Source organism: Chryseobacterium sp. BGARF1 (genome assembly GCF_001677955.1).
Lineage (GTDB): Bacteria > Bacteroidota > Bacteroidia > Flavobacteriales > Weeksellaceae > Chryseobacterium.
On the sequence record NZ_LELA01000081.1, the window covers coordinates 77219 to 103525 of the forward strand.

General features: G+C 34.2%; 27 protein-coding genes and 3 tRNA genes. 14 read left to right on the forward strand and 16 right to left on the reverse strand.

Annotated features, from left to right (window positions below; all coding sequences use genetic code 11):
* Positions 1-261: 261 nt before the first annotated feature.
* Entirely contained in the window at positions 262-1797 is a 1536-nt protein-coding gene (locus tag AB671_RS15755; protein ID WP_066679867.1) for a trypsin-like peptidase domain-containing protein, read from the forward strand.
* A gap of 67 nt (positions 1798-1864) precedes the next feature.
* On the opposite strand, the gene AB671_RS15760 is transcribed toward AB671_RS15755, so the two are convergent.
* The 4 genes from AB671_RS15760 to AB671_RS15775 form a co-directional block, all read right to left on the reverse strand.
* Positions 1865-2698 (reverse strand): GLPGLI family protein, encoded by an 834-nt coding sequence (locus AB671_RS15760; protein ID WP_066679868.1) that lies wholly within the window; start codon positions 2696-2698, stop codon positions 1865-1867.
* A 198-nt stretch (positions 2699-2896) separates the two neighbouring features.
* Positions 2897-3349: a hypothetical protein gene (locus tag AB671_RS15765; RefSeq protein WP_066679869.1), complete on the reverse strand. Its 453-nt coding sequence runs from the start codon at positions 3347-3349 to the stop codon at positions 2897-2899.
* The gene (locus tag AB671_RS15770; protein WP_066679870.1) at positions 3349-3729 is read right to left on the reverse strand and encodes a RidA family protein; all 381 of its coding nucleotides are present in this window, start codon (positions 3727-3729) and stop codon (positions 3349-3351) included. Before AB671_RS15770 ends, AB671_RS15765 begins: the two co-directional genes overlap by 1 nt.
* Positions 3730-3843: 114 nt before the next feature.
* Complete coding sequence (locus tag AB671_RS15775) at positions 3844-6432, reverse strand: putative LPS assembly protein LptD (RefSeq protein ID WP_066679871.1); 2589 nt, start codon at positions 6430-6432, stop codon at positions 3844-3846.
* A gap of 52 nt (positions 6433-6484) precedes the next feature.
* Here AB671_RS15775 and AB671_RS15780 point away from each other — a divergent pair, with 52 nt between their 5' ends.
* From AB671_RS15780 to AB671_RS15835, 12 genes are all read left to right on the forward strand, one after another.
* Entirely contained in the window at positions 6485-7777 is a 1293-nt protein-coding gene (locus tag AB671_RS15780; RefSeq protein WP_066679872.1) for an N-acetylmuramoyl-L-alanine amidase, read from the forward strand.
* Positions 7778-7832: 55 nt separating this feature from the next.
* Positions 7833-7907: transfer RNA gene (locus AB671_RS15785), tRNA-Glu, on the forward strand.
* Between the two features lie 175 nt (positions 7908-8082).
* The gene (locus AB671_RS15790; protein ID WP_066679873.1) at positions 8083-8646 is read left to right on the forward strand and encodes a hypothetical protein; all 564 of its coding nucleotides are present in this window, start codon (positions 8083-8085) and stop codon (positions 8644-8646) included.
* A 6-nt stretch (positions 8647-8652) separates the two neighbouring features.
* A complete protein-coding gene (locus tag AB671_RS15795; protein WP_066679874.1) occupies positions 8653-10776 on the forward strand; it encodes a cation:proton antiporter in 2124 nt (707 codons plus the stop codon).
* Positions 10777-10980: 204 nt separating this feature from the next.
* Positions 10981-11301, forward strand: coding sequence for a hypothetical protein (locus AB671_RS15800; RefSeq protein WP_066679875.1), 321 nt, complete (start codon positions 10981-10983; stop codon positions 11299-11301).
* Between the two features lie 77 nt (positions 11302-11378).
* Positions 11379-11633 carry a 30S ribosomal protein S20 gene (rpsT, locus tag AB671_RS15805; RefSeq protein ID WP_066679876.1) on the forward strand — a complete coding sequence of 85 codons (255 nt, stop codon included), beginning with the start codon at positions 11379-11381 and terminating at the stop codon, positions 11631-11633.
* A 10-nt stretch (positions 11634-11643) separates the two neighbouring features.
* Positions 11644-11715: transfer RNA gene (locus tag AB671_RS15810), tRNA-Glu, on the forward strand.
* Between the two features lie 97 nt (positions 11716-11812).
* A tRNA-Glu gene (locus AB671_RS15815) sits at positions 11813-11884 on the forward strand.
* Positions 11885-11934: 50 nt separating this feature from the next.
* Positions 11935-12762: a helix-turn-helix domain-containing protein gene (locus AB671_RS15820; protein ID WP_066679877.1), complete on the forward strand. Its 828-nt coding sequence runs from the start codon at positions 11935-11937 to the stop codon at positions 12760-12762.
* Between the two features lie 97 nt (positions 12763-12859).
* Positions 12860-14056 (forward strand): multidrug effflux MFS transporter, encoded by a 1197-nt coding sequence (locus AB671_RS15825; RefSeq protein ID WP_066679878.1) that lies wholly within the window; start codon positions 12860-12862, stop codon positions 14054-14056.
* A gap of 67 nt (positions 14057-14123) precedes the next feature.
* Complete coding sequence (locus AB671_RS15830; protein WP_066679879.1) at positions 14124-14780, forward strand: FadR/GntR family transcriptional regulator; 657 nt, start codon at positions 14124-14126, stop codon at positions 14778-14780.
* A 48-nt stretch (positions 14781-14828) separates the two neighbouring features.
* A complete protein-coding gene (locus AB671_RS15835) occupies positions 14829-16034 on the forward strand; it encodes an MFS transporter (protein WP_066679880.1) in 1206 nt (401 codons plus the stop codon).
* A 103-nt stretch (positions 16035-16137) separates the two neighbouring features.
* Here the strand turns inward: AB671_RS15835 and AB671_RS15840 are convergent, their stop codons facing one another.
* From AB671_RS15840 to AB671_RS15850, 3 genes are read right to left on the reverse strand one after another with little or no spacing between them, the layout of a single operon-like run.
* The gene (locus tag AB671_RS15840) at positions 16138-17079 is read right to left on the reverse strand and encodes a transporter (RefSeq protein WP_066679881.1); all 942 of its coding nucleotides are present in this window, start codon (positions 17077-17079) and stop codon (positions 16138-16140) included.
* Between the two features lie 12 nt (positions 17080-17091).
* Positions 17092-18147 (reverse strand): cytochrome-c peroxidase, encoded by a 1056-nt coding sequence (locus tag AB671_RS15845; RefSeq protein WP_066679882.1) that lies wholly within the window; start codon positions 18145-18147, stop codon positions 17092-17094.
* Positions 18131-18958, reverse strand: coding sequence for an MbnP family protein (locus tag AB671_RS15850; RefSeq protein WP_066679883.1), 828 nt, complete (start codon positions 18956-18958; stop codon positions 18131-18133). The genes AB671_RS15845 and AB671_RS15850 overlap by 17 nt, the downstream gene beginning before the upstream one ends.
* A gap of 292 nt (positions 18959-19250) precedes the next feature.
* Between AB671_RS15850 and AB671_RS22320 the strand changes: the two genes are divergently transcribed.
* Positions 19251-19409 (forward strand): hypothetical protein, encoded by a 159-nt coding sequence (locus AB671_RS22320; RefSeq protein ID WP_157444227.1) that lies wholly within the window; start codon positions 19251-19253, stop codon positions 19407-19409.
* Here the strand turns inward: AB671_RS22320 and AB671_RS15855 are convergent.
* From AB671_RS15855 to AB671_RS15890, 9 genes are all read right to left on the reverse strand, one after another.
* Entirely contained in the window at positions 19406-19774 is a 369-nt protein-coding gene (locus tag AB671_RS15855; protein WP_066679884.1) for a hypothetical protein, read from the reverse strand. The genes AB671_RS22320 and AB671_RS15855 overlap by 4 nt on opposite strands.
* A 4-nt stretch (positions 19775-19778) precedes the next feature.
* Positions 19779-20453: a superoxide dismutase gene (locus AB671_RS15860; protein ID WP_066679885.1), complete on the reverse strand. Its 675-nt coding sequence runs from the start codon at positions 20451-20453 to the stop codon at positions 19779-19781.
* Between the two features lie 123 nt (positions 20454-20576).
* The gene (locus AB671_RS15865) at positions 20577-21260 is read right to left on the reverse strand and encodes an SCO family protein (RefSeq protein ID WP_185114109.1); all 684 of its coding nucleotides are present in this window, start codon (positions 21258-21260) and stop codon (positions 20577-20579) included.
* Positions 21247-21522 carry a YHS domain-containing protein gene (locus AB671_RS15870; protein ID WP_066679886.1) on the reverse strand — a complete coding sequence of 92 codons (276 nt, stop codon included), beginning with the start codon at positions 21520-21522 and terminating at the stop codon, positions 21247-21249. The genes AB671_RS15865 and AB671_RS15870 overlap by 14 nt, the downstream gene beginning before the upstream one ends.
* Before the next feature lie 82 nt (positions 21523-21604).
* Positions 21605-21967, reverse strand: coding sequence for a hypothetical protein (locus AB671_RS15875; RefSeq protein ID WP_066679887.1), 363 nt, complete (start codon positions 21965-21967; stop codon positions 21605-21607).
* A 134-nt stretch (positions 21968-22101) separates the two neighbouring features.
* Positions 22102-22272 (reverse strand): hypothetical protein, encoded by a 171-nt coding sequence (locus AB671_RS22325; protein ID WP_157444228.1) that lies wholly within the window; start codon positions 22270-22272, stop codon positions 22102-22104.
* Entirely contained in the window at positions 22272-24218 is a 1947-nt protein-coding gene (locus tag AB671_RS15880; RefSeq protein ID WP_082987331.1) for a heavy metal translocating P-type ATPase, read from the reverse strand. Before AB671_RS15880 ends, AB671_RS22325 begins: the two co-directional genes overlap by 1 nt.
* 44 nt (positions 24219-24262) lie before the next feature.
* Complete coding sequence (locus AB671_RS15885) at positions 24263-24682, reverse strand: Fur family transcriptional regulator (protein WP_066679888.1); 420 nt, start codon at positions 24680-24682, stop codon at positions 24263-24265.
* 120 nt (positions 24683-24802) lie between these two features.
* Positions 24803-26296, reverse strand: a complete 1494-nt coding sequence (locus tag AB671_RS15890) for a RagB/SusD family nutrient uptake outer membrane protein (protein ID WP_066679889.1) — start codon at positions 26294-26296, stop codon at positions 24803-24805.
* Positions 26297-26307: the final 11 nt, after the last annotated feature.

Here is a 26307-nt window from a genome sequence, read left to right on the forward strand (position 1 = left end):
TGGCAAAGATAAGAATTTTTCATCGAGTTTATAAAACTGATAATTATCACACCCGTTTAGAAATGGTAAAATTGTCAGTTATTTTTTTTAATTAATTCTTAAGCTTTGTTAATAATAACAGTCAAATTACGACTTAAGATATAAAATGATACAATGCTCGTTAAATTTTAGTTAAAACAGTAACACAGCATAGTAATTGCATACTTATTTAACATTAAATTTGTGTTCAATATTACTATAAATAAAAAAATAAGACATACAATGAAGAGTACTTTTAAAAAACTTTTACCATTTGCCTTCGTAGGAATTCTTTCAGGAGCTACTACCGTTGGCGTGCAACAATATTTAAGTCACAACTCTAATAACGTTGACGAATCTTATTTCACAAAATCTACCAATGCCTCTTTTGTAGGAATGAATACTGCAAACGTAGGCGATGATTTTGTGAAAGCATCCAAAACTACTGTCCCGGCAGTAGTAACAATTAAAAACTATCAGAATAGAGCATCTAGCAGAGCTTCTGACCAGGATTTGTTTGATTTCTTTTTTGGTGATCCGTTTGGTGGAAAAGGTCAGCAAAGACAGAAACAGCAGCAACAGCAGCAAACACCAGAGAATATACCTTCTGGTTTAGGTTCGGGAGTAATTATTTCTCCGGATGGATATATTATTTCAAATAACCACGTTGTAGCGGGAGCCAATAAGCTTGAAGTTGTTCTAAGCAACAAAAAATCTTATATCGCAACTTTAGTGGGTACTGATCCCAACACTGATATTTCTTTATTAAAAATCGAAGAAAAAGGACTTCCTTTTTTAAATTTTGCTAATTCTGACAATGTTGAAGTTGGGCAATGGGTCTTAGCAGTAGGTAACCCTCTTGGGTTGAACTCTACTGTTACCGCAGGAATTATTTCTGCAAAAGGAAGAGGAATAGGAATTTTGAGTGGGCAAGGTAAAGCAACAAACCCTATTGAAAGCTTCATTCAAACCGATGCCGCTATTAACCCTGGAAACTCAGGAGGAGCATTGGTAAATGTAAATGGAGATTTGATTGGAATTAACTCCGCTATTTCGTCTACCAACGGGTATTATCAAGGGTACGGATTTGCGGTTCCAGCGAATTTAGCAAGAAAGATTATTGAGGATATTAAGAAATTCGGTATTGTACAAAGAGGTTTCTTAGGTGTAAATTCTTTAGATTTGTCTAACGACCAACAGGTTGCATTTTACAACAGAGAGAAGAAAACCAATATTAAAACAGGTTCTGGAGTTTATATTACAGGTCTTCCTGACAATAGCGGTGCACAAGATGCCGGAATGAAAGTGGGAGACATTATTACTAAAATTGACGGAGCCAACATTACGGATTTTGCAGATTTATCTATCGCAATCGGAAGTAAAAGACCAGGTGATAAAGTACAGGTTACTTACTCAAGAAACGGAAAAGAAACAACATCAACTGTTACACTAAAAGATCAAAAAGGCGGAACTTCTACAAGAACAAAAGCTGACCTTACCGTAACTGAAAAAATAGGTGCCGAGTTCCAAAGCCTGGATGACAGAACGAAAGCTTACTACGGATTAAATAGCGGAATTGTTGCGAAAAATGTAATTGAAGGAAGCGAAATGGCAAAAGCAGGAATCGTAGATAATTATATCATCACAGATATTAATGGAAAACCTGTAAATTCTCAGAAAGATGTAGAAAGTATATTGAATAAATTCTCAGGAACAGTTCAGATAAAATATATGGACGACTACGGTAGAAATTATACCAGAGGATTCAAAATGCCTTAATAAAAGCAAACAACTGATAAATAAAAACGCTGCAGACTTTAAAATCTGCAGCGTTTTTTTGTTGATATTAATTAGGATATATTATCGCTTTATCTAATTCGAGAGGATTATTGAAAGACTTTATTTTTATCCTTTCATTCTTTTCCGCCGGTTTTAGCTGTTCTTTCGTTAAAATTGTACCATCTTCCAATTGCAATTTCTTTCCCTCTGGAATACTTAATCCTCCATTGAAAACATATTTAAAAGGACTTTGATAGAGTTCTAATTTTAAATTATTTAGTTTTTTATAATTTGTGATTATTGCTTTTGCTTTAATACCACTCAACGTAAAGCTTTCATAGTTTTTAGGTATTTTTTCATTTTTTATAAGTTTAAAAACATAATTTTTTTTAGTATCATAAAGCTCTACAATGAGTCCCGGCAAACCATTAAACTTATACGGACCATATGATATCGGAATTTCCTGAGCAAACCAAGCAACCCATTTTCTTCCTCCAAAATTTGTTTCTGCTTTTTGTAATTTCAATTCATTGATACTCTTTGTACTATCCAAGATTTTCCATTGCATGTCTACAGACTCATCTATTTTGTAAAAATTCACATCCCCTATATATTCGTAGTTCTCATAAAAAGAATTCTTGTTTTTATGAGAAAAAAATGAAGTTAATCTATATCCTTTAAAACCATAATGTTTTGTGCTATTATAAATAGAATCATTTATATAATAAATCCTGTTATAATATGTAATTCCTTCTGGGTTCACATCTAAATTGTAATTTTCTTTTATCATTTCAACATTGGTAGAATCTTTTTTATAGTGCACTTCATAAATAAATCTATCATTCTGAGAATACACTAAAAAGATTTGTAATAATAAAAGAAATACGAGAAGTCTTTTCATAATTGTGGTTTAAAGATGGGGATATATTAATTTAACGTCTAGTAAAATTACGGATAAGCCCTTAATTTTAACCTATAGAAAAGGAGAAAAAAGACATATACCCGCTTTCATTTAAATAAAAAATGACGGATACTTAAAGATAGGTATTAGATACCCATAGTAAAAAATAAACGCTGCGATGTGCAGCGTTTATTATATTTATGATTTATTCATTTTCTCAGCAATTCTCTTCTTTTTATTCCTTTCATAAATTATTTCTACAATTTTGCCTCCCATCCAAGCAAACGGAAAGAAGACCAGAAAAATAGAAATTTTATAAAATGTAGGATGATAAGGAAGAATAATTACATCAAGCATTGCAATAAAAAGCATGATGAAACCAATAAGAATCGCATAAGCTACTTTTGCATATTTTACAATCATGGCGGTAACAACTCCACCCACAGTAGTTCCCAATCCTGAAATAAAAAGCAGGAATCCGAAGAAGGCATCATTATTTTTCATGCTTTCTAAAAATCTCTGCCAATGCTCAAACGGAGCAAATGCTTCAAAAGTAACCCACTTAGGAAAAGCCCTTATACCAAGAGTAATAATAAGCCCTGCTATAGCAAGACCTACCAAAACTGCAAATGTATTTCTTATAAAATTCATTAATCCTGATGTGCAATCATAGAAATTTCGATATCAACATTTTTTGGCAGACAAGAAACCTGTACCGTTTCACGTGCTGGGAAGCTTTCAGCATCAAGATAAGATGCATAAATATCATTCATTACCGCAAAATCATCCATACTTTTAAGGAAAATGCTTGCTTTCACAACATTTTTAAATGTCATTCCCGCTTCTGTAAGAATTGCCTCAAGGTTTTTCATTACCTGATGAGTTTCTTTTTCAATTCCTTCTACCAGTTTACCTGTTGCAGGATCTACCGGGATTTGCCCTGAAATATACAAAACTCCGTTGGCAAGATTTGCTTGAGAATAAGGTCCGATAGCTGCAGGAGCATTCACTGTATTGATGATTGTTTTCATATATAGATTTATTTACTTTAAAATTCATACCAAACCGCTTCAATTGATTCACGATTTGATTATTTTTTATTTTGGGTGCAAAGATAAAATTTATATTGTAAAATCAGTATGACTTTAGAAAGGTGCATTAGGTTGGGTAAAACTTCTGTCTTTATACTTCAATGCATCACTTAATATATTTGCTTTAATACCGATAAAGAAGTCGTATACTTTATACTGACCAAAAGGCACCCAGTTAAAATTAATGGTAAAGCTTCGCTGATCTCTCGAGAAACCAATCCTTGTATACGCCAATTCTTTTGAGACCATATCATAATGGGTACTACCATTGATATTCCAGTAAGGAGTAAGCTTTAAACTTCCATCCAAACCTATCGAAGCCATTTTAGTCGCTGTTCTCGTTAAGTTTCTTGAATATTGATAATTGGCATTCACATTTAACGTCCAAGCCTGATCAAAATGAGCATAATTATCATCATCAAAGAAATAATTTTCGTTTCTGATCTCTCCTTTTTGCGAATAAGTTTTGGCATAATCTTTTTTCTCACCAAATAACTCGTTGCTTAATGGGTAAGAAAGCTGCACGTTGAAACCCTGTACACTAAACGAACCAAAATCTTCGGTTCTAATCCCGCTATCTGATCCCGGAGCAAATAATATCTTATAAGGCTCAATCGTTAAACTTGTATTAACGCTTAATTTATTATCAAAGAAAGAAGACTGCCCACTTACCGAAATAATCGACCAGGGATGACTTTTTGCTGCAAAATTGTAGTTTCCGCTTACGTTCAAAGATTCAAAAATTTTCATTTTTTTCACACCGGTAGAATCGCTTTTAGATTTTACCTTCATTTCGATATTGTTACCGATGTTATAATTTAAAGCACCTACCATACCAGTAGTTGGTGTTCCTACAATTCCTTTATCAAAAATAGAATATGGCGTTAAAGCACCATTGGCATTATAAAAATTTTTAAAATATCCGAACTGCTCGCCACCAAAATCTGGTGAGTAAGAAAAACCGATACTTGGTGTCATCATGTGTCGTATCGCTTGTATTGTAGACCCTTTCTTGAAATTTGCCTGTCCGTACAATTGAGTCTGCACACTTACTGTCGTAGAAAAAATACTATATCCTGCAATCTGCTTATTAATTTGATCCACCTCTATATTCTGAATGGGGTCATAAAACTTAGTAAGCGTTTTCGTTGTTAAAGCATTATCAATAGTAGCTCCCAAACTGAAAGTGAAATACTTCGCAAAAGTAGTGTTGGTTCCTAGTGCAATATTATTTTTCAGCCCGGTTTGCATTTTATCCCACATTGCATTGGTAAACAACTCTCCTTCATCAGTACTCACGAAATTTGATAAATTCAAACCTGTATTTACTGTAATATTTTCAAGCAAACCAGATCTTACTCCGGTTTTAGATTTAAATAAATAAAACTGATTGATGGCTACGTTCATTTGAGGCAAACGTAAATCTGCCAATCCTGTAGCAAAATTCTGAGAATATGAAGCGGTACCTGTAATGGTTGCCGGAAGCTTCAAAAATCTTTTGGTAAGGGTAAGTGTAGAGTTTTGCTGAGTTCTCAATACACTTTGATCCATAATATAGTTGTTGTTCACCGTATTATTATAGAACGTCTGGCTTGTAACATCTACGGATGCTGAAAATGTAAGAAAAGGATTCGCTTTTGTATCTTGAGTGTGCCTCCAAGCAATTCTATATGTTCCTGTTTTGCTGTAATTATCAAGACCTTTAATTCCACGAACTGTATTTCCGATATCTGCTGAGAAGTTACCTGAATATCTGTATTTTTTAAGATAATTCATTTCCGGTCTCACCGTCCAGCTTCCTTTTGTATAGATATCTGCAAGAACTTTTAGATCGAAATGTTCCCCAATCGGTTGATAATACCCTATTCCATTCAAGAAAAAACCTACATCTTCTCTTTCACCAAAACTTGGAATAAGAATACCGGCCGCTCTTTTACTTGAAAACGGTAAAATAGCAAATGGTAAAATCAAAGGCGTCGGAACATCTTCGATATACATTTGTGCCGGACCTACAATTAAAGATGAACTGTTTTTCCCTTTCTGCATTTTGATATAAGATGCTAAAAGGTGATAATCGGGTCTTGTATCTTTTTTGTCTATATAGTAAGAATCGGTCGTAAATTCTGCATGTCGCATGACGAACACAGAATCGTTGTATTTTTTGGTTTTATCGGCTACAATTAAACCTTCACTTTCCTCAGTTCTTGCGTTATAGGCAATTGCTTCTCTGGTTTTTGTATTATAGTTAAAGCTTTCAACCTCATACTTCTTCCCTCCCTGATTGACTTGAGCAAGCTCAAATACTTTCCCTAAAGAATCTAATTTTCCGCGGGCAAAAATTAAACTTCGTTCTTCATCGATAGAGATATAATCTGCATCTATCTGCATATCCTGATATTTTACCTGAGCATTTTTATTCAGATAAATCATTCTCTTAGGCACATCTCTCCGGATATCATCTGCCTTATAGTCTACTACAGCTTGTAAAGATTCTTTCGGCGCAACAATGGTATCCTTTTTGGAAATAGTATCATTAATTACCGTAGCTTTAATAACTTTTTTAGGACTGTTCTGTGCTAAAAAACTGTTAAAAATTAGGATAATTAAAAATTGTAATATATTTTTGAAGACGGTTTTGTCCAATTTTGTTTTGTATAATTTGGCTCAAAATTAATATAATTTTTACAACTGTATGATGTACCAACTAAATTTTAAAACAATTTTAGCATTTCTACTGATATTCTTCACCTCTTTTGCTTTTGCTCAAAAAAAGTTTACTGTAGTTTTAGATGCAGGACACGGAGGAAGCGATACCGGAGCCAACAGAAATTATTCTGACATAGGCCTTGTTCAGGAGAAAAATGTTACATTGGGAATTGTTCTTAAATTAGGAGCAATGCTCGAAAAGAATAAAGAGTTTAAGGTTATTTACACCCGAAAAATAGATGAGTATCCTTCTTTAACAGATAGAACTAATACTGCTAACCGAAGCAAAGCAGATTTATTTATTTCTGTACATGTCAACTCTTCACCAAGCCGCTCTGCAACAGCTAGAGGAACCGAAACTTTTGTACAAGGTCCTGCCCAAAACAGAGAAAATCTTGAAGTAGCAAAACAGGAAAACAATGTAATCTACCTCGATGAAAAAGATAAAGAGACATTTGCATCTTATGACGCATCTTCACCAGAATCTTTAATTGCTTTAAAATTACAGCAAAGTAAATATCTTGAAAACAGCCTAATTGTAGGAAGCTTCGTAGAAGGAAATTTTGAAAAAAGCGGCCGTTTTTCTCGTGGGGTAAAACAGGAAAACTTACACATTCTGAGAAGAAGCGCCATGCCTTCGATACTTATTGAAACAGGGTTCGTAAATAACTATGAAGACGCTGCATTTTTAAATTCAGAAAAGGGGCAAGAGGAAACTGCAGAAAATATCTATAAAGCTATTATTGATTACAAAAAAGCAGTAGACAGAAAAGGAGGTGTACAAATTGTCACCAAAAAACCTGAGCCTGAAAAACCTGCAGAAGTAGCTTTAAAAAACGACTTCAGAATTTTACTAATGACGATGCCAATAAAATATAATGATGGCGACCCTGAGTTAAAAGGATTAAACTACATCCTTACGATTAAAGAAAACGGACTGTACAAATATTATTATAGCGTAACCAATATGGCATCTGTAAAAGATATTAATCTTAAAACGGCTAAAGATGCAGGTTTCAGAAACTCTTATGCCGTAGGATTTATGCCAAATCAAAAACTGAGTATCGGATATTACAACATCGAAGTGTATGTTGGAAAAGACAAATTGAGTTCAAATTCATTCATCCTTCAAACCCTGAAAGATGTAGAAAGAAACAAATCAAACGGAATGTTTTATTACACTTACGGAAAAGTTTACACCTTGGAAGATGCCGTAAAACTTCAAAAAGAACTAGAAGACAAGGGAATAAAAAACACCGTTATTCAGAAGAATTTTAAATAAACCTTATAATTTTGAAGTTTAAAAGTTTATTTATACTTTTGCAACCTCAAAATTTGGTCTATTCGTCTAGTGGTCAGGACTCAAGGTTTTCATCCTTGCAACAGGAGTTCGATTCTCCTATAGACTACCAAAAAGCGCTCATTTAAGAGCGCTTTTTTTATGCATTCTCTTCATTTTCCAAAGGAAAAATTCAAAAAAAACAATTGCTAAAACTTTAATCTTTATCTTTTAGGTTATTCAATTCCCGAAGCAAGGCTCGAAGCTTTCTATAAAATTTTCGTACATTTAGGCTACAACTTATTTTTATGAAAAATTCAATACTCTTAATTTTCCTCTCATTATTATTTGTTAGCTGCAACTACAAAGACAAAGAAAACGCTCTTAATTTGAGAGAAAAACAGTTATTGGATAAAGAAAAATCATTTGCACAAAAAGAAGCAGATTACCAATCTTTATTAAAAATGAGAGATAGTATTTTCAGTAAAAAAGATGCAGACTCCATAAAAATAGTACGCTGGCCTCAGGAAATTGCAGGCTCCTGGATAGGAAAAGTGATTTGCACAGAATCTAACTGCAGTGATTATGTAGTGGGAGATCAGCGAACCGACACTTGGGAATTTGCAAGCGACTCTTTACAGCTTTTTTCAAAGATCATCAATAACAATAACCTTGTACGCCTTTACTCCGGAAAATTTGAAAACAATGAGATCAAATTGAATTTCAAAACAGATTCTACGGCTAAAAAGAAAGTAGACATGAATGTTTTATTGAATGATATTTCAGACACAAAAATTAAAGGGATAAGAACCATCGCTGTTGACAATTGTATGGCAAAATTCTCGGTTGAATTAGTACGTTCCACAAAATAAGCACAGATGACATTACTAAGCATACACAACCTCAGTTTCCCCATTGAAGATCCGGTCTTGAAGTTTCTTTTGGTACTCATCATCATTCTTGCAGCACCCCTTTTACTCAATAAAATAAAAGTTCCTCATTTGCTGGGATTAATTATCGCAGGAGCCGTTATTGGACCCAACGGATTTAATGTTTTGGCCAGAGACAGCAGCATTGTAGTAACCGGAACTACCGGGCTACTCTACATTATGTTTCTTGCTGGTCTAGAGATCGATATGGGAGATTTCAAGAAAAACAAATGGAAAAGTCTCACTTTTGGGATCTACACATTTATTGTTCCTTTCATTTTAGGATATCTAGGGGCTATTTACATTCTAAATTTATCAGTTTTAACCTCAATACTTTTTGCCAGTCTGTTTTCGTCACATACTTTAATTGCTTATCCTTTGGTCAGCAAATTAGGGATTGCTAAAAACCCTGCCGTCAATATTACTGTTGGCGGAACGATGATCACCGATGTTTTAGCTTTATTGGTTCTCGCCATCATTGTCGGTATGTCTCAGGGTGATGTAGGAACAGAATTTTGGGTAAAACTGTCAGTTTCGTTTATTGTTTTTGCATTGGTGGTCTTGGTCATTTTCCCGATGATCGGAAGGTGGTTTTTCAAAAAAGTAGATGATAAGATCTCGCAGTATATTTTCGTATTGGTGATGATCTATCTGGCTGCTATGTTAGCCGAATTAGCCGGAGTAGAAGCTATTATCGGAGCATTCTTTGCAGGTTTAGCTTTAAACAGACTTATTCCACATACTTCTTCTTTAATGAATCGTGTAGAATTTGTAGGAAATGCTATTTTCATCCCTTTTTTCCTAATCAGTGTAGGAATGTTGATTGATTTTAAAGTTTTTTTTGAAAGTTGGGAAACTTTGGAGGTTGCCGCCATCATGCTTGTCGCTTCTATTGGAGGAAAATATCTTTCTGCAGTTGCCACGCAAAAAACATTCAGGCTTTCTAAAGAAGAAGGCAAATTAATTTTCGGTTTAAGTTCAGCTTCTGCAGCAGCAACGTTAGCTTCTGTCATGGTTGGTTACAACATCATACTTTCTGAAACTGAAACTGGAGAACCTATTAGATTATTAAACGAACACGTTCTTAACGGAAGTATTTTATTAATTCTTATTTCCTGCACCATCTCATCATTTATCTCAATGTCGAGCGCACAAAAAATTGCAGAACAGGATAATGAGGAAACTCTTTCCGGAAACAGCCATGAGGAGGAAAATATTCTTTTAGCTTTAAATCACGAATCGACTGTTGAAAGAATGGTGAACCTTGGAATTTTAATTAAAGCGCATTCAAATACAGAAAATTTATTTGCTTTAAATGTAATTAATGAAGACAAAAATGAATCTTCCGTAAAAAATGCTGAGAAACTTTTACATCATGCAACAGATATGGCAGCGGCGGCAGATGTAAAAATGCAACCCCTAAAAAGATACGACAATGATGTGATCAATGGAGTAAACAATGTGATCAAAGAACAAAACATCACCGATCTTATTATTGGATTAGAAGACAGCAAAGGTTTTTCGCCTTCTTTCACCGATAATCTTTACAATGGGTATTTGCAGCGGGATGATGTAAATGTTTTGGTGTATCATGCAACTCAACCTTTAGCTACGATAAAAAATCATGCGGTGATGATCCCTGAAAACGCACACAAAGAAGCCGGATTTTTCCATGCCTTATTGAGAGTTTGGAATATGGCAAGAAATTCTGGAGCCACAATTACTTTTTATGCTTCAGAAGAGATTTTAAATATTTTGCAGAGAATCATTAAAAAAGCCAACATTGAAGCAGAATTCATCATTATGAACACCTGGAAAGACGGCGAGCAAACAGCAACTCAACTTAAAGACAATGAAGCCCTTATTCTTTTTATGGCAAAAAGAGGAATGAAATCTTATATTCCTCAAATGCGATTTATACCTGAACTTCTTAATAAGTATCTGAGTGAAAAAAATTATTTGTTGATCTTCCCTTTTTCGGAATTCGATAATGCAAATTCGGAAAAAAGATCGGTAGGAAATCACAATGATTTTATGGAAATAGGAAATATCATAAAAAAAATATTCAAATAAAAAGTCTATAAACCAATCAAGTAGTAATAAAGGTCAATAATTTCTCAAACAAAATTAAATTTGATTTTGTTTGAAATGTGAAAAAACACTACTTTTGCAAAAGTTTAATCATTGAGACATAAGTCGACAGGATAAAAACTGGTAAATTTTACTCTCTCGAGAGTAAATAAGCACAGGCCTCACAAGACGACCAAATTTTACATCATGCCGAATTTAAAAATTCAAGAAGCACAGCTTCTTTTTAATAAAATTCGCTCTAACCCGAAAGGGTATGATTTAAAAACTAGTACGGAAGGGATTACAGGCAAGGATGATAAAATTAGTTTCAAACTCTACAGGAGCGGAGAAAAAAGTATTTTTGAAGTAACCATCGACGGACTTACTTTTTCCAACTCTACCGGAGAATGGAATAATGCAATGATAATGTTGGAAAACATCATCAATAAATTAGGAAAAGAAACTGAAAATATTAAAGTACAACAAGCCTTAGACAAGCTTAAAAAGTACCTTTCAGAAGAAAACTAAAAATATTTTAAAATAATTAAAAATAAATTTGGTGGGTAACAAAAAAGTCTATACATTTGCACTCACATTTAAACGATATGGCTAATCATAAATCAGCACTTAAGAGAATAAGACAAAACGAAGTTAGAAGAGTTCGTAACAGATACTACCACAAGACTGCTAGAACAGCTCTAAAAGTTTTAAGAAACGAAGAAAACAAAGCAGCAGCTACTGAGCAATTGCCTAAAGTTATCGCTTTGTTAGACAAATTAGCTAAGAAAAACATTATTCACAAGAATAAGGCAGCTAACTTGAAAAGTAAATTGACTAAGCACGTTAATAAATTAGCGTAATTATATAGTAGGCCCGTTCGTCTATCGGTTAGGACCTCAGGTTTTCATCCTGGTAAGAGGGGTTCGACTCCCCTACGGGCTACTAATTTTAATTGCTACTAACCGAGTAATTAAGTAAGAGTTGAAACTTATAAAAACAAAAAAGCTAACCCTGTAGATTTATTTACAGATTGGTAGATGGCCCGTTCGTCTATCGGTTAGGACCTCAGGTTTTCATCCTGGTAAGAGGGGTTCGACTCCCCTACGGGCTACAAAAGAGATTTCATATTTTGAAATCTCTTTTTTTTTGTAAATTTATTCTATGAATGAGATTCAGAACAAAAATATTCCCACTCATCATTTAAGTTTTGAAGAATTTCAATACGCTACACTAGAAAATGGGCATCCAGAAAACTTTGATGATGTTCACCGCCACAATTTTTTCGAAATCATTTGGTTTGAAAAAACAAGCAGCGAAAGTATTCTTTATATAGATTTTGAAAAATACTCTGTAAGTGAACATTCAATATGTGTATTGCTTCCCGGACAAGTTTTTAAAATGGATTTAAAAGAAGAGAAAGGACATGTTTTAGCAATAAGTAAAGAGATTTTTGAAGAGATATGTTCAACTGAATCTCTGCAGCTAAAACCGATTTCGCCATTCATAATTAATAAAGAAGATATTGAAAATTGTCGATTATTAATTACTATTCTTAGAGAGGAATATCTGGGTAGATCAAGAAATAATTTTATTAAAGCAATCTTAAGAGCGTTCATTTTATTAGTGACTGACAAACTGAGCCTTCAAAGATCTAAAAATATTGATCTTCAAAGGATGGAGTTTCTTACAGATTTGATTAATGAAAACTACACTTCGCAAAAAGAGACCGATTTCTACGCAGAATCTTTGAACATTACAACTCATCATTTGAATCATGTTGTAAGAAAATTGAGAGGAACGACTGTCAAAAAATTAGTATCTCAAAGAATCGTGCTCGAAGCCAAAAGAGAATTATCTTATGGGCAGAAGAGTATAAAAGAAATTTCCTATCAATTAGGATTCACAGATTCCTCATATTTTTCTAGGCTTTTTAAAAAACAAACCGGTTTTTCTCCCGAAATTTTTAAAACTGAAAATTCTAGAGGATAAATAATTTCAAGAATATTCAGTTTGTGCTTATCAATCTTCAGTTTGGATATTGAAATATAAAGGGATCTTTATCAGCTTTGCATTTTAAATATTACTTATGAGAAACTTCAGTATTGTTGTTTTTATATTGGCTTTACTCAACGCTTTAGAATCATTAAGCATTGATCTTTATTTGCCTGCTTTTCCTATTATGGCTGAGATATTCAATACAGAGATCGGTAATATTCAGATTTCTATATCTACTTTTTTCGCAGGGTTCGCTATAGGACAATTATTATGGGGACCATTATCTGACAAGAAAGGGCGAAAGCCTATTTTATACGCAGGAGTTCTTCTTTTTATCATGGCAACAACGGCAATAATTTTCACCAGTAATGTTTATGTCCTATGGATACTTCGCTTTATTCAGGCATTTGGCGGAAGTGCCGGAATCGTTGTAGGGAGAGCAATTGTCACCGACATGTATGAGCGGAAAAAAGCAATTTCTATTTTTTCTACGCAATCACAAATTAGTGGTATTGCACCTATTTTAGCACCAATAATTGGAAGTTTACTCTTAAAATTTTGGGGTTGGGAAAGTGCATTTGTTGTTCTGTCATTATTAGGTGCGATCTCCTTGCTTCTAATTATAAAATACATCCCAGAAACCAATAAAAAAGCAGCGAAACAAGAAGGCATCGTTGAAGAAAATATTTTAAGGTCACAAATAAAATATATATTAGCCAATAGAGAATTTATTAAAAATACAATCATCGGAAGTATTGCATTTGCATCACTGATTATTTACATTTCAAATTCACCTTTTCTATTCATGCAGATCCATGGATTTAGTTCAGAAAAATACAGTTTAATATTTGCTTTTAATTCCATTGCATTGATACTTGCTGCTTATTTTACACCGAAACTTCTATTCCGTTTTAGCGAATCTCAAATAATGTCTTTCGCAGTCTTCTTGCTTACGATCTCAACTTTATTACACATATTAGCCTCCTATTTTCACTTATCAGCCATTATCGAAATTATTTTTCTCTACATATCGATTTTTGCAATTGGTCTATTATTTCCTATTACCACAGCGGGAGCTTTATCGTCTTTCAAAGAAGGAAAGGGAGTGGCTTCTGCCTTATTAGGCTTTTTACAATTGATTACCACTTTTATACTATCTGCCATGGTAGGATTACTAAAATCTGATTCGGCAATGCCTATGGTTATTACGCGTGCTATGCTTTCTATCATCGCTTTCGCCATCATTTGTATTGAATTTAAAAAGAGTAAAATTCTTAATGAAAATTAAATTACTTTAAAAATTACAATTAAAAATTCTATCTTTGCAATTCATCAGATGATATGATGTTTTTATCATGCAGATTCAAAGAAAAACTTTAGCACAGGAAGTAGCCGAAAGATTGATCGAAGGAATATCCAACGATGAATATGTTATTGGCGAAAAACTGCCAATTGAACCTGAGCTGATGAAGATCTATGGTGTGGGCCGCTCTAGTATTCGTGAGGCGATAAAGATTTTATCAATTCAGGGAATTCTTAATGTACAGCAAGGTGTAGGAACTTTTGTAGTTTCTAAAAATGCTCACGAATCTTTAGAATCTCAAATGAATAAAGCTCAGATCGAGGAAGTACAGGAAGTACGTTCACTGCTTGATTCTAAAATTGCAGCAAAAGCAGCGATCAACCGAACTGAAAAAGATCTAGGAACAATTCAAAATTATCTGAATCTTAGAAATCAATTTGCAGAAGAAAATCTGGCGACAGAATGTTATCAGACAGATATTAATTTCCATTTAGCCATTGCAGAAGCTTGCGGAAATGATCTTTTAAAAGAAATCTACAAAATAGCAACGAAACATATTATGAGTTCTTTCGAAACAAGACATCATAACAATACAGAATCATTTAAAATTTCTCAGAAAATACATACCGACCTTTATTTGTCTATTGAAAACGGAGATGCTGAGAAAGCTGCTATCATTGCTCAAAAAATAGTAGATCAGATCTATTAAAAAAATTTAACAAAATTCATCAGATGATATGATGAATAAAATAATAACATGGAAAATATTACTACCAAAACAATTGACACCACAAAAATTGTTTATCCTATCCTCTTTATGATCAGTTTTTCACATTTTTTGAATGACCTGATCCAATCTACGATTCCTTCATTGTATCCTATTTTGAAAGGAGAATTCAGTCTATCTTTTTCACAAATTGGAATCATCACATTAGTATTTCAACTCACCGCATCTATTTTGCAGCCTTTTGTTGGGATTTATACTGATAAAAAACCAAATCCCAGGTCTTTAGCGATCGGAATGGCATTATCAATGGCTGGATTGCTTTTGTTGGCTGCAGCTCATCAATATTATGTAATTCTAATTTCAGTAGCATTAATAGGAATGGGATCTTCTATCTTTCATCCTGAAGCTTCAAGGGTTGCGCAATTGGCATCGGGCGGACAAAAAGGATTGGCCCAATCTATATTTCAGGTAGGTGGAAATTCAGGAAGTGCAATAGGACCGCTTTTGGTAGCATTGATTATTCTTCCTTTGGGACAAGGTTACGTAGGATTGTTTGCCATCGCAGCTTTCATCGGAATTATTGTATTATGGAGAATCGGAAACTGGTATGCTGAAAGACTATCATTAAAAAAATCTGCTAAACACCCAAGTGATATTATTGAGATACAGCTTTCCCGCAAAAAGATTTTGTTTTCTGTATCCATTTTATTGGCTCTTATTTTTTCAAAGTACATTTACCTGGCTTCAATGACCAATTATTTTACCTTCTTTTTGATTGATAAATTCCATGTTTCGGTACAAGATTCTCAACTTTATTTGTTCATATTTTTAGCGGCAGTTGCTGTTGGAACAATTTTAGGGGGAAAATTAGGAGATAAATATGGCAGGAAGAAGATCATATGGGCTTCTATTTTGGGAGCCGCACCATTTACTCTCTGCCTTCCTTATCTTTCATTATTTTGGACGATCATTTTCGCTGTTTTAATAGGATTGATCATAGCTTCAGCATTTTCCGCAATATTAGTTTACGCCACAGACCTTATACCCAATAAAATCGGATTGGTTGCCGGATTATTCTTCGGTTTCATGTTTGGAATGGGTGGAATTGGTTCTGCAATATTAGGCGCCGTTGCAGATGATACCAGTATAGAATTTGTATTTAAAATTTGCGCATTCTTACCTTTAATGGGGATCATCACTGCATTTTTACCCAATATAAAAGGACATAAAAAATAGCCTCACCAAAGCTGATGAGGACTACATAAAATTTAAATTAAATAGAATTTTAGGTTTAAAGATCATTTATAAAAATGGCTTTTCCTAAAATTCTATTTTTTATTTAAATCCCAAAGTTGATAAAAACACTGAATATGGATTTCGCCTCAATATCTCCTGCTGCCAAATTGGTGTAAGTAGGAAGCATTAATTCTGTTCCCAGACTCAATTTTTTAAAGGAAGCTTCAAAGCCCATTTTTCCATACAAAGCACTTCCTGCAGTTTTCGGAAGGTTTTCTTTATATTGACGGTTTCTGTCATAAACTTCGCCCTGAAAACCGGCTTTTCCAGAGATAATGGTTTTCTCATCTCTAAAAATTTCATAAAATCCGGTGGCTGAATAATTCCATTGATTGCCAAACTGGTAGTGTTTCTTATTCTCAGTTTTTATGGTATAATCAGTGTTTAGAAGTACAGCCACTTTATTTTTCTGAAATCTGTAATTCAAAACAGCCTGATAATCCCAACTTCCGGTTCCCAACTGAAAACTTGGATTAACTCCTGAAACTCCTTTTTCATCAAATTTACCGAGTGGAACTTTCACTCCTACTCCACCATTCAGCTCATGTGTATTGTCTTTTGAATTGATTAGTTTGTAAATTCCCATCAGATTAAAATCGCCAATCCCTTTGATATTAATGTCACCCTGCAAAGTTTTCTTTTCATGAAAATGAAACGGTAAACTTGCATAAACACTTAATTTTTGAGTTAAAGGAACTTTAGCCCAAATCTGAATGGTATTAAAATATTGGTCTTGGGTCAAATCTTTCACAAATAAATTTTCTTTTGCTTTGTAATGTTGAGCAAAATATTTAATACCGATAAACTGAGGATTTAAGAGCGACTCAAAACCGGAAGAGCCGTTTCCTGCAGCACATCCGCAAGCATCACATTCATTAAATAAAATTTCACTCAGATTGTTTGGAATATACAAACTGTCATTGATTGATTTAGCCTGATTTAAATTAAATAAAACCAAACTTAAGATTAAAAATATCTTCTTCATTTTAATTAAAATTTATTCCGCAAACTTGGGATTAGAAATAAAACTTTTGTCGGACAAAGTCTTTAGAAAAGCAATAATGAATTGCTTTTCCTGAGCGTTCATCGCAATTCCTAGATGATCATTCTGTTTCAGTTGCGGGTCAAGATTGGGATCATCTTCTACATTATCTGAATAGAAATTGAGCACTGCTTCCAACGTATAAAATCTTCCGTCGTGCATGTAAGGCGAAGTATATTCTACATTTCTCAAACTCGGAACTCTGAATTTCATCCAGTCATTTTGGTTAAGCGTCACCCGATGTCGTCCTGCATCTTTGAACTGAGTATTGTAATACATCCCGGTATTCCTAAAACTTTCATCGGTAAATAATTCTCCGCTGTGACAAGACGCGCATTTTTGCTGAAACAAAGCCATTCCTTGAGATTCTTCAGAGTTTAACTTTTCTTTTCCCTGCTTGAAACGGTCATATTTTGAATCAGCAGAAATTAAAGTAACCATAAACTGAGACAATGCTTTCAAAACTCTTTCTCCTGTCATATTTTCGTCTCCATAAGCCTGTTTAAACAATTTTCTGTAAACCTCATCTTTGCTGAGTTTTGCAATTGCTTCAGGCATAGAGCTATCCATTTCGTTTACATCCGTCATCGGAATGATCGGTTGTTGGTTTAAATTATGAATTACGCCATCCCACATGTATCGTTTCAAAAACGCCATATTTTGGATCGGTGGTGCATTTCTGATCCCTAATCTGTCATCAATTCCGTGACTTACCGTGTGACCGTGATGGGTAAACGCATTTTCCTGAATATGACAAAAACCACATGAAATCGTATTGTTTCTGGAAAGTCTGCCTTCATAAAATAATTTTCTTCCCAACTCCACTCCATTTTTTGTGATAGGATTTTCTGTTGAGTCGAAAGTAATTTCCGGAAAATAAGAAGGAAACTGAAGATGAACAGTTTCATCTTTTTCTAAAGGTTGAATAACTTCTTCAGAACACGAGATGAAATTCAGAAAAGAAATAAAGACCAGTCCGATTTTAAAAATCTGCTTAATCATTGTGAACATGGTCTACTTTAAACATTTTGGTTAAATTATTCGTCACATTCACCAAATGCTGATTAGAACCCATGGCCATATCATTTGTTGTGGAAAGGCTTATTGCTGTTTCTCCGCTTAAATATTGATTAAAATCTGCCAAAATATGAATGGAAGGTTTTATACTTGCAGAAACTCTTGCTGTTGTGGGAAGGTCTAAAATTACTTCACGATATAAATCCGGAGTATTGTTTGCGGTAACATTTCCCATGTTTCCGGTGTGATTCATAAATTCTGTATTAGCAGAACCTATCCCGTATTTTCCTTCCAATTTCACGAAAATATATCCTGCAGCCCAAGACCAGGTGAGACTTTCTTTTTTAGCTTTTTCCCAAAATTCTGCCTGTCCGTTTTGTCCGAGTAAATACGCGTTCTGACTGATTCCCAATCCGAATTTTATTTTTTTATAATTGTTTTTTGGAATTTCATCTAAATCTACATAAACAATTCCCGCAACTGCCTTTTCCTGATTGATGATAAAAGCACCTTTATCAGGATTATTTTCGTGGTATTTAAATTCATTTCCGTTTTCATCGATTAAACTGATGTTGCTGATGACGTATTTTAAAGTTGAAAACTGATGTTTTTGTCCGTTTGAAGAGGTTTGCGTTGTCTGATTGAAAACAATATCTCCTAAATTATTGAAACCGTTTTCGAACTTCAGCTGAATTTTTCCTTTTGTTTCTGGTGATGAATCTTCTTCATCGCTGTTTCTACATGATGTAAAAGTGAAAAAAGTAAAGGCAATAAATAATAATGATAAAAATTTATAAATTTTCATTTTTTGATTTTTTAGTGATAAATATGTTAGCTTAATTCAGGATAAGAAATATTGATAACAGTTTGTAATCTTTAAAATTTGAAAAGATTTTTTTACGCAAAGATTCTTGTATTTAAACTTTATATTTTAGAAAGCAAAGGCAAATAAATTTGCATCGCGAAGCGTGAGCAACAGCTTTATCAATCAATTTATTGATTTTTCTTTGCCTACTTAAATCAAAATTATTTTAATACTTCTTTGCGTTAAATAACTAACTATTGATATTCATTATTTAACCTGAACTCAAATTATATTGAGACGCCCCATCGCGATAGGGATGGAAGCGGTTATCCTTTTTTTGGATTCTGACGCTAGGAAGAATCTAAAAAAAGATATGAGCGGACAGCCCGACCCAAGCGGCTGGAAAAGCCAAGGAAAGGGAATCGCCCAAAATAATAAAAAGGAATACTAAAAAACCGGCGGTCTGAAAATGTGTTTTAAAAACAGAAACGAGTAGCCTGTTTTGTAAAGAAAATTGGTTGTAGAAAAGATTGACTTTTCTGTGGAATTAACGGTTATAATTTCAGGAAGGACGTAGATGTCGAGTAATTTCTGCCCTGAATTTTTTGTTTTGTGTAAAGGCGAAGAATCGGTATCGGTGGTTTTTGATAATTGTTTAGCAAGGTAACATTTACCATTACAGTTGAGCGTAACATTTTTTCTGTTGACGCAGAGTTCTTCGCTGATATATTGATAATTTACAGCATACTCCACCAACGGAATCAGAGGCCTGAAAACCGTAAAAAAGGTAAGAAATATGCTGCAAATTAAATTCAAAAGATTATTTTTTGCTTAACGCTTCGTCATATCTTCTGCTGATCTCTTTCCAGTTGGTTACGTTCCAGATCGCAGTTAAATAATCCGCTCTTTTGTTCTGATATTTCAGATAATAAGCGTGCTCCCAAACGTCGATCCCGAAGATTGGAGTTCCTTTTTCTTCTACAACATCCATCAAAGGGTTATCTTGGTTTGGTGTTGAAGAAACGAATAATTTTCCGCTTTTATCAACAGAAAGCCATGCCCAACCCGAACCGAAACGGTCTGCTCCGGCTTTGCTCATTTTTTCTTTAAAAGCATCTATGCTTCCGAAAGCATCGGTAATTGCTTTTGTTAATTTTGCAGATGGTTTTGTGTCTTTTTGTGGTGTAAGAACCGTCCAGAACAACTCGTGGTTGTAGTGACCTCCCGCATTATTTCTTACAGCCATTGGTAAAGTTCCCGCTTTTGAAAGAATTTCAAATAAAGTTTGCTTTTCCTGTGGAGTTCCGGCAATTGCTTTATTCAAATTGGCAACATAAGCTGCAGCATGTTTTGAATAGTGAATTTCCATAGTTTGTGCATCGATATTACCTTCCAATGCATTGTATGCGTACGGTAAAGGCGTCTGCTTAAACTGTGCAAACGCAAACTGCGCCGCAAAAACCGCACTTAGTGCAGCGATTTTAAAAATCTTCATAACTTTTTGTTTATATGGTTTAACATTTATTTTTTAATCTGGGTTGGAAGCAGGGTGATGGAAGATAGATGTCTTTTTTCGGTGCCGTCAAAACTTCCAGTATCTAACTTCAAACTTCCTGCCTTATTTTAATAATTTCTTGATATCCTCAATTAAAATTTCCCGATCGGGATGAAATTTTCCGTTCAATTTAGGCATTTTTCCTTCGGCGTCTTCATAATTCAACCCTGAATAATAGAGAATCGGCATATTTTCTTTGTTGTAGCGACAACGGATATTTCCTTCTTTATCAACTAAAGCGATCATTCCGCTGTGATTGAGATTTTCGCTTTCATCTTCTTTGTCACCGACATAAATGTCAAACTTATCAGCAAGATCTCCAATATAAGTTCGGTCACCTGTCAGAAAATGCCAGTTGGGAGATTTTGCGCCAATCTTTTGCGCGTGTTGTTTTAATAATTCGGGAGTATCATTTTCAGGGTCGATGCTTATTGAAATAATTCCAAAATCGGGATCATTGATCTCATCTTCAATAAATCTCATATTGGTATTCATCACCGGACAAATCGTTGGGCATTTGCTGAAGAAAAATTCAACTAAATATACTTTCCCAAGCATATCTTTATTGGTGATCTTTTTATTGTTCTGATCCGTCAGTTCAAAATCCGGAACTTTCATCACGGTATAAAGACTGCTTTTAAAATAGCTCATCCCAACACCAATTCCCAAAAACAACAATGCAATAACCGCAATCGGAATAATGATTTTCTTTTTTGCGCTGCTCTCGGTCTTTTTATTTTTGGACATACTTCTCAGGATTTTTCTTAAACTCATCCTTACAGTAGCTACTGCAAAAACCGTACGTTTTTCCTTTGTAAACTACCGTGTCTTTCATATCGTCTTCCGTTTTCATCTCACAGATCGGATCGATAGCATTGGCAAACTTTACTTTTTGAGCAGTCGTTTTGGTAGTTGTATTTTTCTTTTTATGCTTTACTTTAGGCGTTTCCTGCGCACAGGCGAATAATGAAACAGACAATAATGCTGTTAAGATAACTTTAGATGTCATTAAATAGAATTTAAAATTAAGTTTAATTAATATGAATATAAGCCTTGATAAAGATCAAAACTAAAGTTTCAGGTCAAACAAATTAAACTAAAGGAGGATGGAATATTCGGGAAAAATATTCTGAAGAATGTAATTGAATATGATTTGAATTCGGCTTTTCTGATTTTAAATCAGCTTTACCGATATTTGAAAATGACAGGATTTCATGAGATAAAAAAACATCTAAACCTGCAATCTTAATATTTTGAGCATTATTAGATTCCTTTTCGGTCTTTGCTAATTCTTTTTTTATAAAACACTTTCCTTTACAATCAGATTCTATAATTTTTCTCTTCTCACAAAGGTTTTTCACAATGTAATCGTAATTGATTGCATAATTTAACATTGGCAAAACGGGACGAATTGCAATGGTAAATACGATGAAAAAGGATAAGAAAAACTTCAAGTATCAATCTTTAGTACAAATATAGTGTACAAAATTTGTTTATGCATTAATTTATGATGAAAGTCAGGTAAGATGGACGTTTTTATTTCCCCACAGATTGCACGGATTTGCACAGATGTCTGCATTGATTATTTTTAAATCTGCTCTATCTCCAAAATCTGCGTGAGATAAATTTTGGCTAAAGCCGAATGCAATTTAAAATTAAAAGATGGGCTAAAGCCCATCCCTATTGATGAAAAATTATTAGAAACTTTTGTAGTCTGTTTGGAAACTTCCAGCATCGAGCTTCTGTCTTCCAGCATCATTAAAACTTCATTCTCTGAATTCTCACTGCATTTAAGATTGCCAATAATGCAACCCCAACATCAGCAAAAACAGCTTCCCACATCGTTGCCAAACCTCCTGCTCCTAAAACTAAAACAATAGCTTTCACTGCAAATGCTAAAATTATATTTTGCCAAACTATCTTTTTAGTTTGCTTTCCGATATTGATTGCCATTGGGATTTTGCTCGGTTTGTCATCCTGGATTACGACATCGGCAGTTTCAATGGTTGCATCACTTCCCAATCCGCCCATCGCAATTCCGACATCGCTTAAAGCAACAACGGGAGCATCATTTACTCCATCACCAACAAAAGCAACAGTTTGATTTTTTGCTTTCAGTTCTTTGACTTTATTTACTTTATCTTCGGGAAGTAAGTCTCCGAAAGCATTTTCAATTCCCAATTCATTGGCTACAAATTGTACAACAGAAGTTTTATCGCCGCTCAACATCGTCGTTTTTACATTCAATGCTTTTAGTTTATTGATCGTTAACTGAGCATCTTCTTTGATGGAATCTGCGATGGTAAGATATCCAACAAACTTTTTATCATAAGCAACTGCAATTAAAGTATAAACAATATTTTCAGTTTTCAGATTGTAGCTAATGTTAAATTTATCCATCAGCTTAAAGTTTCCAACCAACAATTCTTTTCCGCTAATCGTTGCTTTTAAACCGTGACCTGCAATTTCTTCTACATCTTCCAGTTGAATCGAATGATCAATTTCGCCCACAAACTGATGAATAGCAGTTGCTACAGGATGTGTGCTCTGGCTTTCAAGTGTATTGACCAGTTTTAAAATTTCATCTTTATTAAATTCATTTCCAAAATTCACTTCCTGAACCTTGAAAACGCCTTCAGTCATCGTTCCTGTTTTATCCATCACAACGTTTTGAACATTCGCCAAAACATCCAGAAAATTACTTCCTTTAAACAAGATTCCGTTTTTGCTACCCGCTCCAATTCCGCCAAAATAACCCAATGGAATGGAAATCACCAATGCACAAGGACAAGAGATCACTAAGAAAATCAACGCTCGGTACAGCCAACTTTTAAACTGATAATCTTCAACGAAAAAATAAGGTAAAAAAGTAATTCCAATCGCCAGAAATACAACAATAGGAGTATAAACTTTAGCAAATTTTCTGATAAATAATTCTGTAGGAGCTTTTTGAGAGGTCGCATTCTGAACCATTTCTAAAATTTTACTCAGTTTACTGTCTTTATAAGCGGTCGTCACTTTTACCTGACTGACAGTATTTAGATTGATCATTCCGGCTAAAACCATTTCGCCTTTAAATCTTGTATCAGGTTTACTTTCTCCGGTAAGAGCGGAGGTATTGAAAGAAGATTTCTCAGAAAGTAATTCACCATCCAAACCCAGTTTTTCGCCAGATTTTAATTGAATAATATCGCCAATATTTACTTTTTCAGCTTTTATAACTTTGGGAGTTCCATTTTCTAAAACGGTTACTTCATCAGGACGCTGATCGAGAAGAGATTTAATATTGGTTTTTGCTTTCGTAACAGCCATTGCCTGAAAAACTTCACCCACAGAATAAAACAGCATCACAGCAACACCTTCAGGATATTCTCCAATCGCAAAAGCACCAATTGTAGCAATTCCCATCAGAAAAAATTCTGAGAAAACATCGCCTTTAACAATACTTTCGTAGGCTTCTTTTAAAACAGGAATTCCCACAGGAATATAGGCTATCAAATACCAAACAAGACGCACCCAACCGTTAAACCAATTGTTTTCAATGAAATTATCAAACGTAATTCCTATTAAAAGCAAAACAAATGATATGATTGCCGGCAAGAAAAGCTGAAGCGTTGATTTATCTTGAACCTCGTGGGAATGATCATGGTCGTGACCTTCGTGGTTATGCTCTTTTTTAGGTTTTGTAGTGCAACATTCTTCCATAACAAATAATTTTAAACAAATATAGAGTGAACGCGAATGCAATACTATTGCAAACTTTCGAGACAGTTTTCGCAAATACCTTTGGCAAAAAGCCTTATTTCATCAATTCTAAAATCGGTTTTCATGCTTTCGGGGAAAGAAATATCTTCTTTGCAAGTCGTTTGTTTGCAGATCTTGCAGTAGAAATGCAAATGCCAGTCTTTATGCGTTTTTTCGTTGCAATCATCATGACAAAGCTTGTATTTTGTTGTTGTATTTTCCTGAATGCTGTGAACAATTCCTTTTTCTTCGAAGGTTTTTAATGTTCTGTAAATTGTGGTTCGATCCGCATTTTCAAAATAATTTTCGATCTCGGACAAAGACAAAGCTGTTTCTTGTGAACTTAAAAAATCGTAAACCAAGATCCTCATACTCGTAGGTTTGGTATTTTTGTCGATGAGCTTATTTTCGATCTTTTGTTTCATAATATTAAGCTTTCATTGGTAAAAGCCTTTCAAAGTTAGCTTTTTAGAATATATTTTAATGTTTTAAATCAAAAAAAAGAGCCTTTGCATTTCTACAAAGACTCCAAAATAAAATCAAAACTATAAATTTGGATTGTTCTCAATTTCTTTCTGCGGAATTGAAAACAAATAATATCTGCTATTGGGCGCAAAAGCCGACTGATCAGGGAATGCAAAAACAGAATGTCCTCTTCCATTAACCGTTTTCACCGTACCATTTGGCGTTGTGATCTGCACCTGAATTGGTTGTCCACTTGAGTTTACATAAGCTTTTCTCTCCACTTTCCCTTGTGTTCTGATGATGTCTGAAAGAGAAAAACCTTCTCCGAACAATTCTTTTCTTCTTTCAATCAAAACTTCTTTAATGACATCATTTTGAGCAAGTGAACCTGTATAAACATTGGCTTTTCTTGCTGTTTTTAGTTGGTTTAAAATTGCAACAGCATTGGCAACATTTCCGCTTCTTGCTTCGGCTTCGGCTTCAATTAAATACATTTCAGCAGCTCTCATGAAAACGATATCGGCAATTAAATTAGCTTTAAACTTAAATTTAGCATATCTCAAAAGCCCTTCTCTTCCAGGTAAACCATCCCAAGAAAATAAAGAAGAACGGATATCATTTGTATCAAACAGATCTTTAAAATAAGGATCTGCCATAAAACTGTAATAATAACTTCCCGAAGATGAAACATCTAAAAAGTGGAATGCATAGCTTTCACCAGACTGTTCTTGAGTTTGTGCATGTCCCCAGATCCATTCTCCGTTGGTAATATCATTGAAACCTTCTTTGTATTTTTCGGCATTCATCAGCGGAAATCCTGTTTTGGCAATTTGTGCAGAAGCTACAGCTTTCGTCCACTCCCCTGTATTCAGATACACTCTTGCTAAAAGTCCGTTAACTACAGAGCGATCGATTTTATCTTTGTTATTTCTAGAATAATTTTGAAGCAATTGGTTAGCATCGGTCAAATCACTTTTAATTAAACTATAAATCTCTTCAAGACTTGCTTTTTTCTTTCCTACAGAATTAGTCGTTGCAGGTTCAGTATAAATGGGAGCTGTGGGTGCATTTTTATCTTTTAAATAACTGAACTGATAGAAACTTGCAAGATTCCAGTAACAGAAAGCACGCAAAGCTTTTGCCTGACCTTTCACCTGATTTTTCTTTTCCTGAGTTCCTTCTGCTGCATCAATTTTTGCGATCACATTATTCATATTATTGATAACAGAATACAAAGATGTCCAGATATAAAGTGATCTACCTCCTGTATTATTCACCAGATCAGTAAATGCATACGCTGATGGAAAACCATATTTATTGGTCAAAACAGCAACATCACTTCCCATTGCATCGCTGGTTCTTAAAACCGTTGAATATCCTATATTGGCATACGTTGTTCCGTCATCATTAAATTTTGCCCAAGTTCCATTGATTACTGTTTCTGCACTTTCGGCAGTTTTAAAAATTTCAGCTTCATCTGCCTGATTTGTGGGAGCCGTTTCCAAATCGTTTTCACAGCTTACCAGAGAAATCGAAGCAATTAAAGCAAAAGATATGTATATTAATTTTTTCATTGTTTAAATTT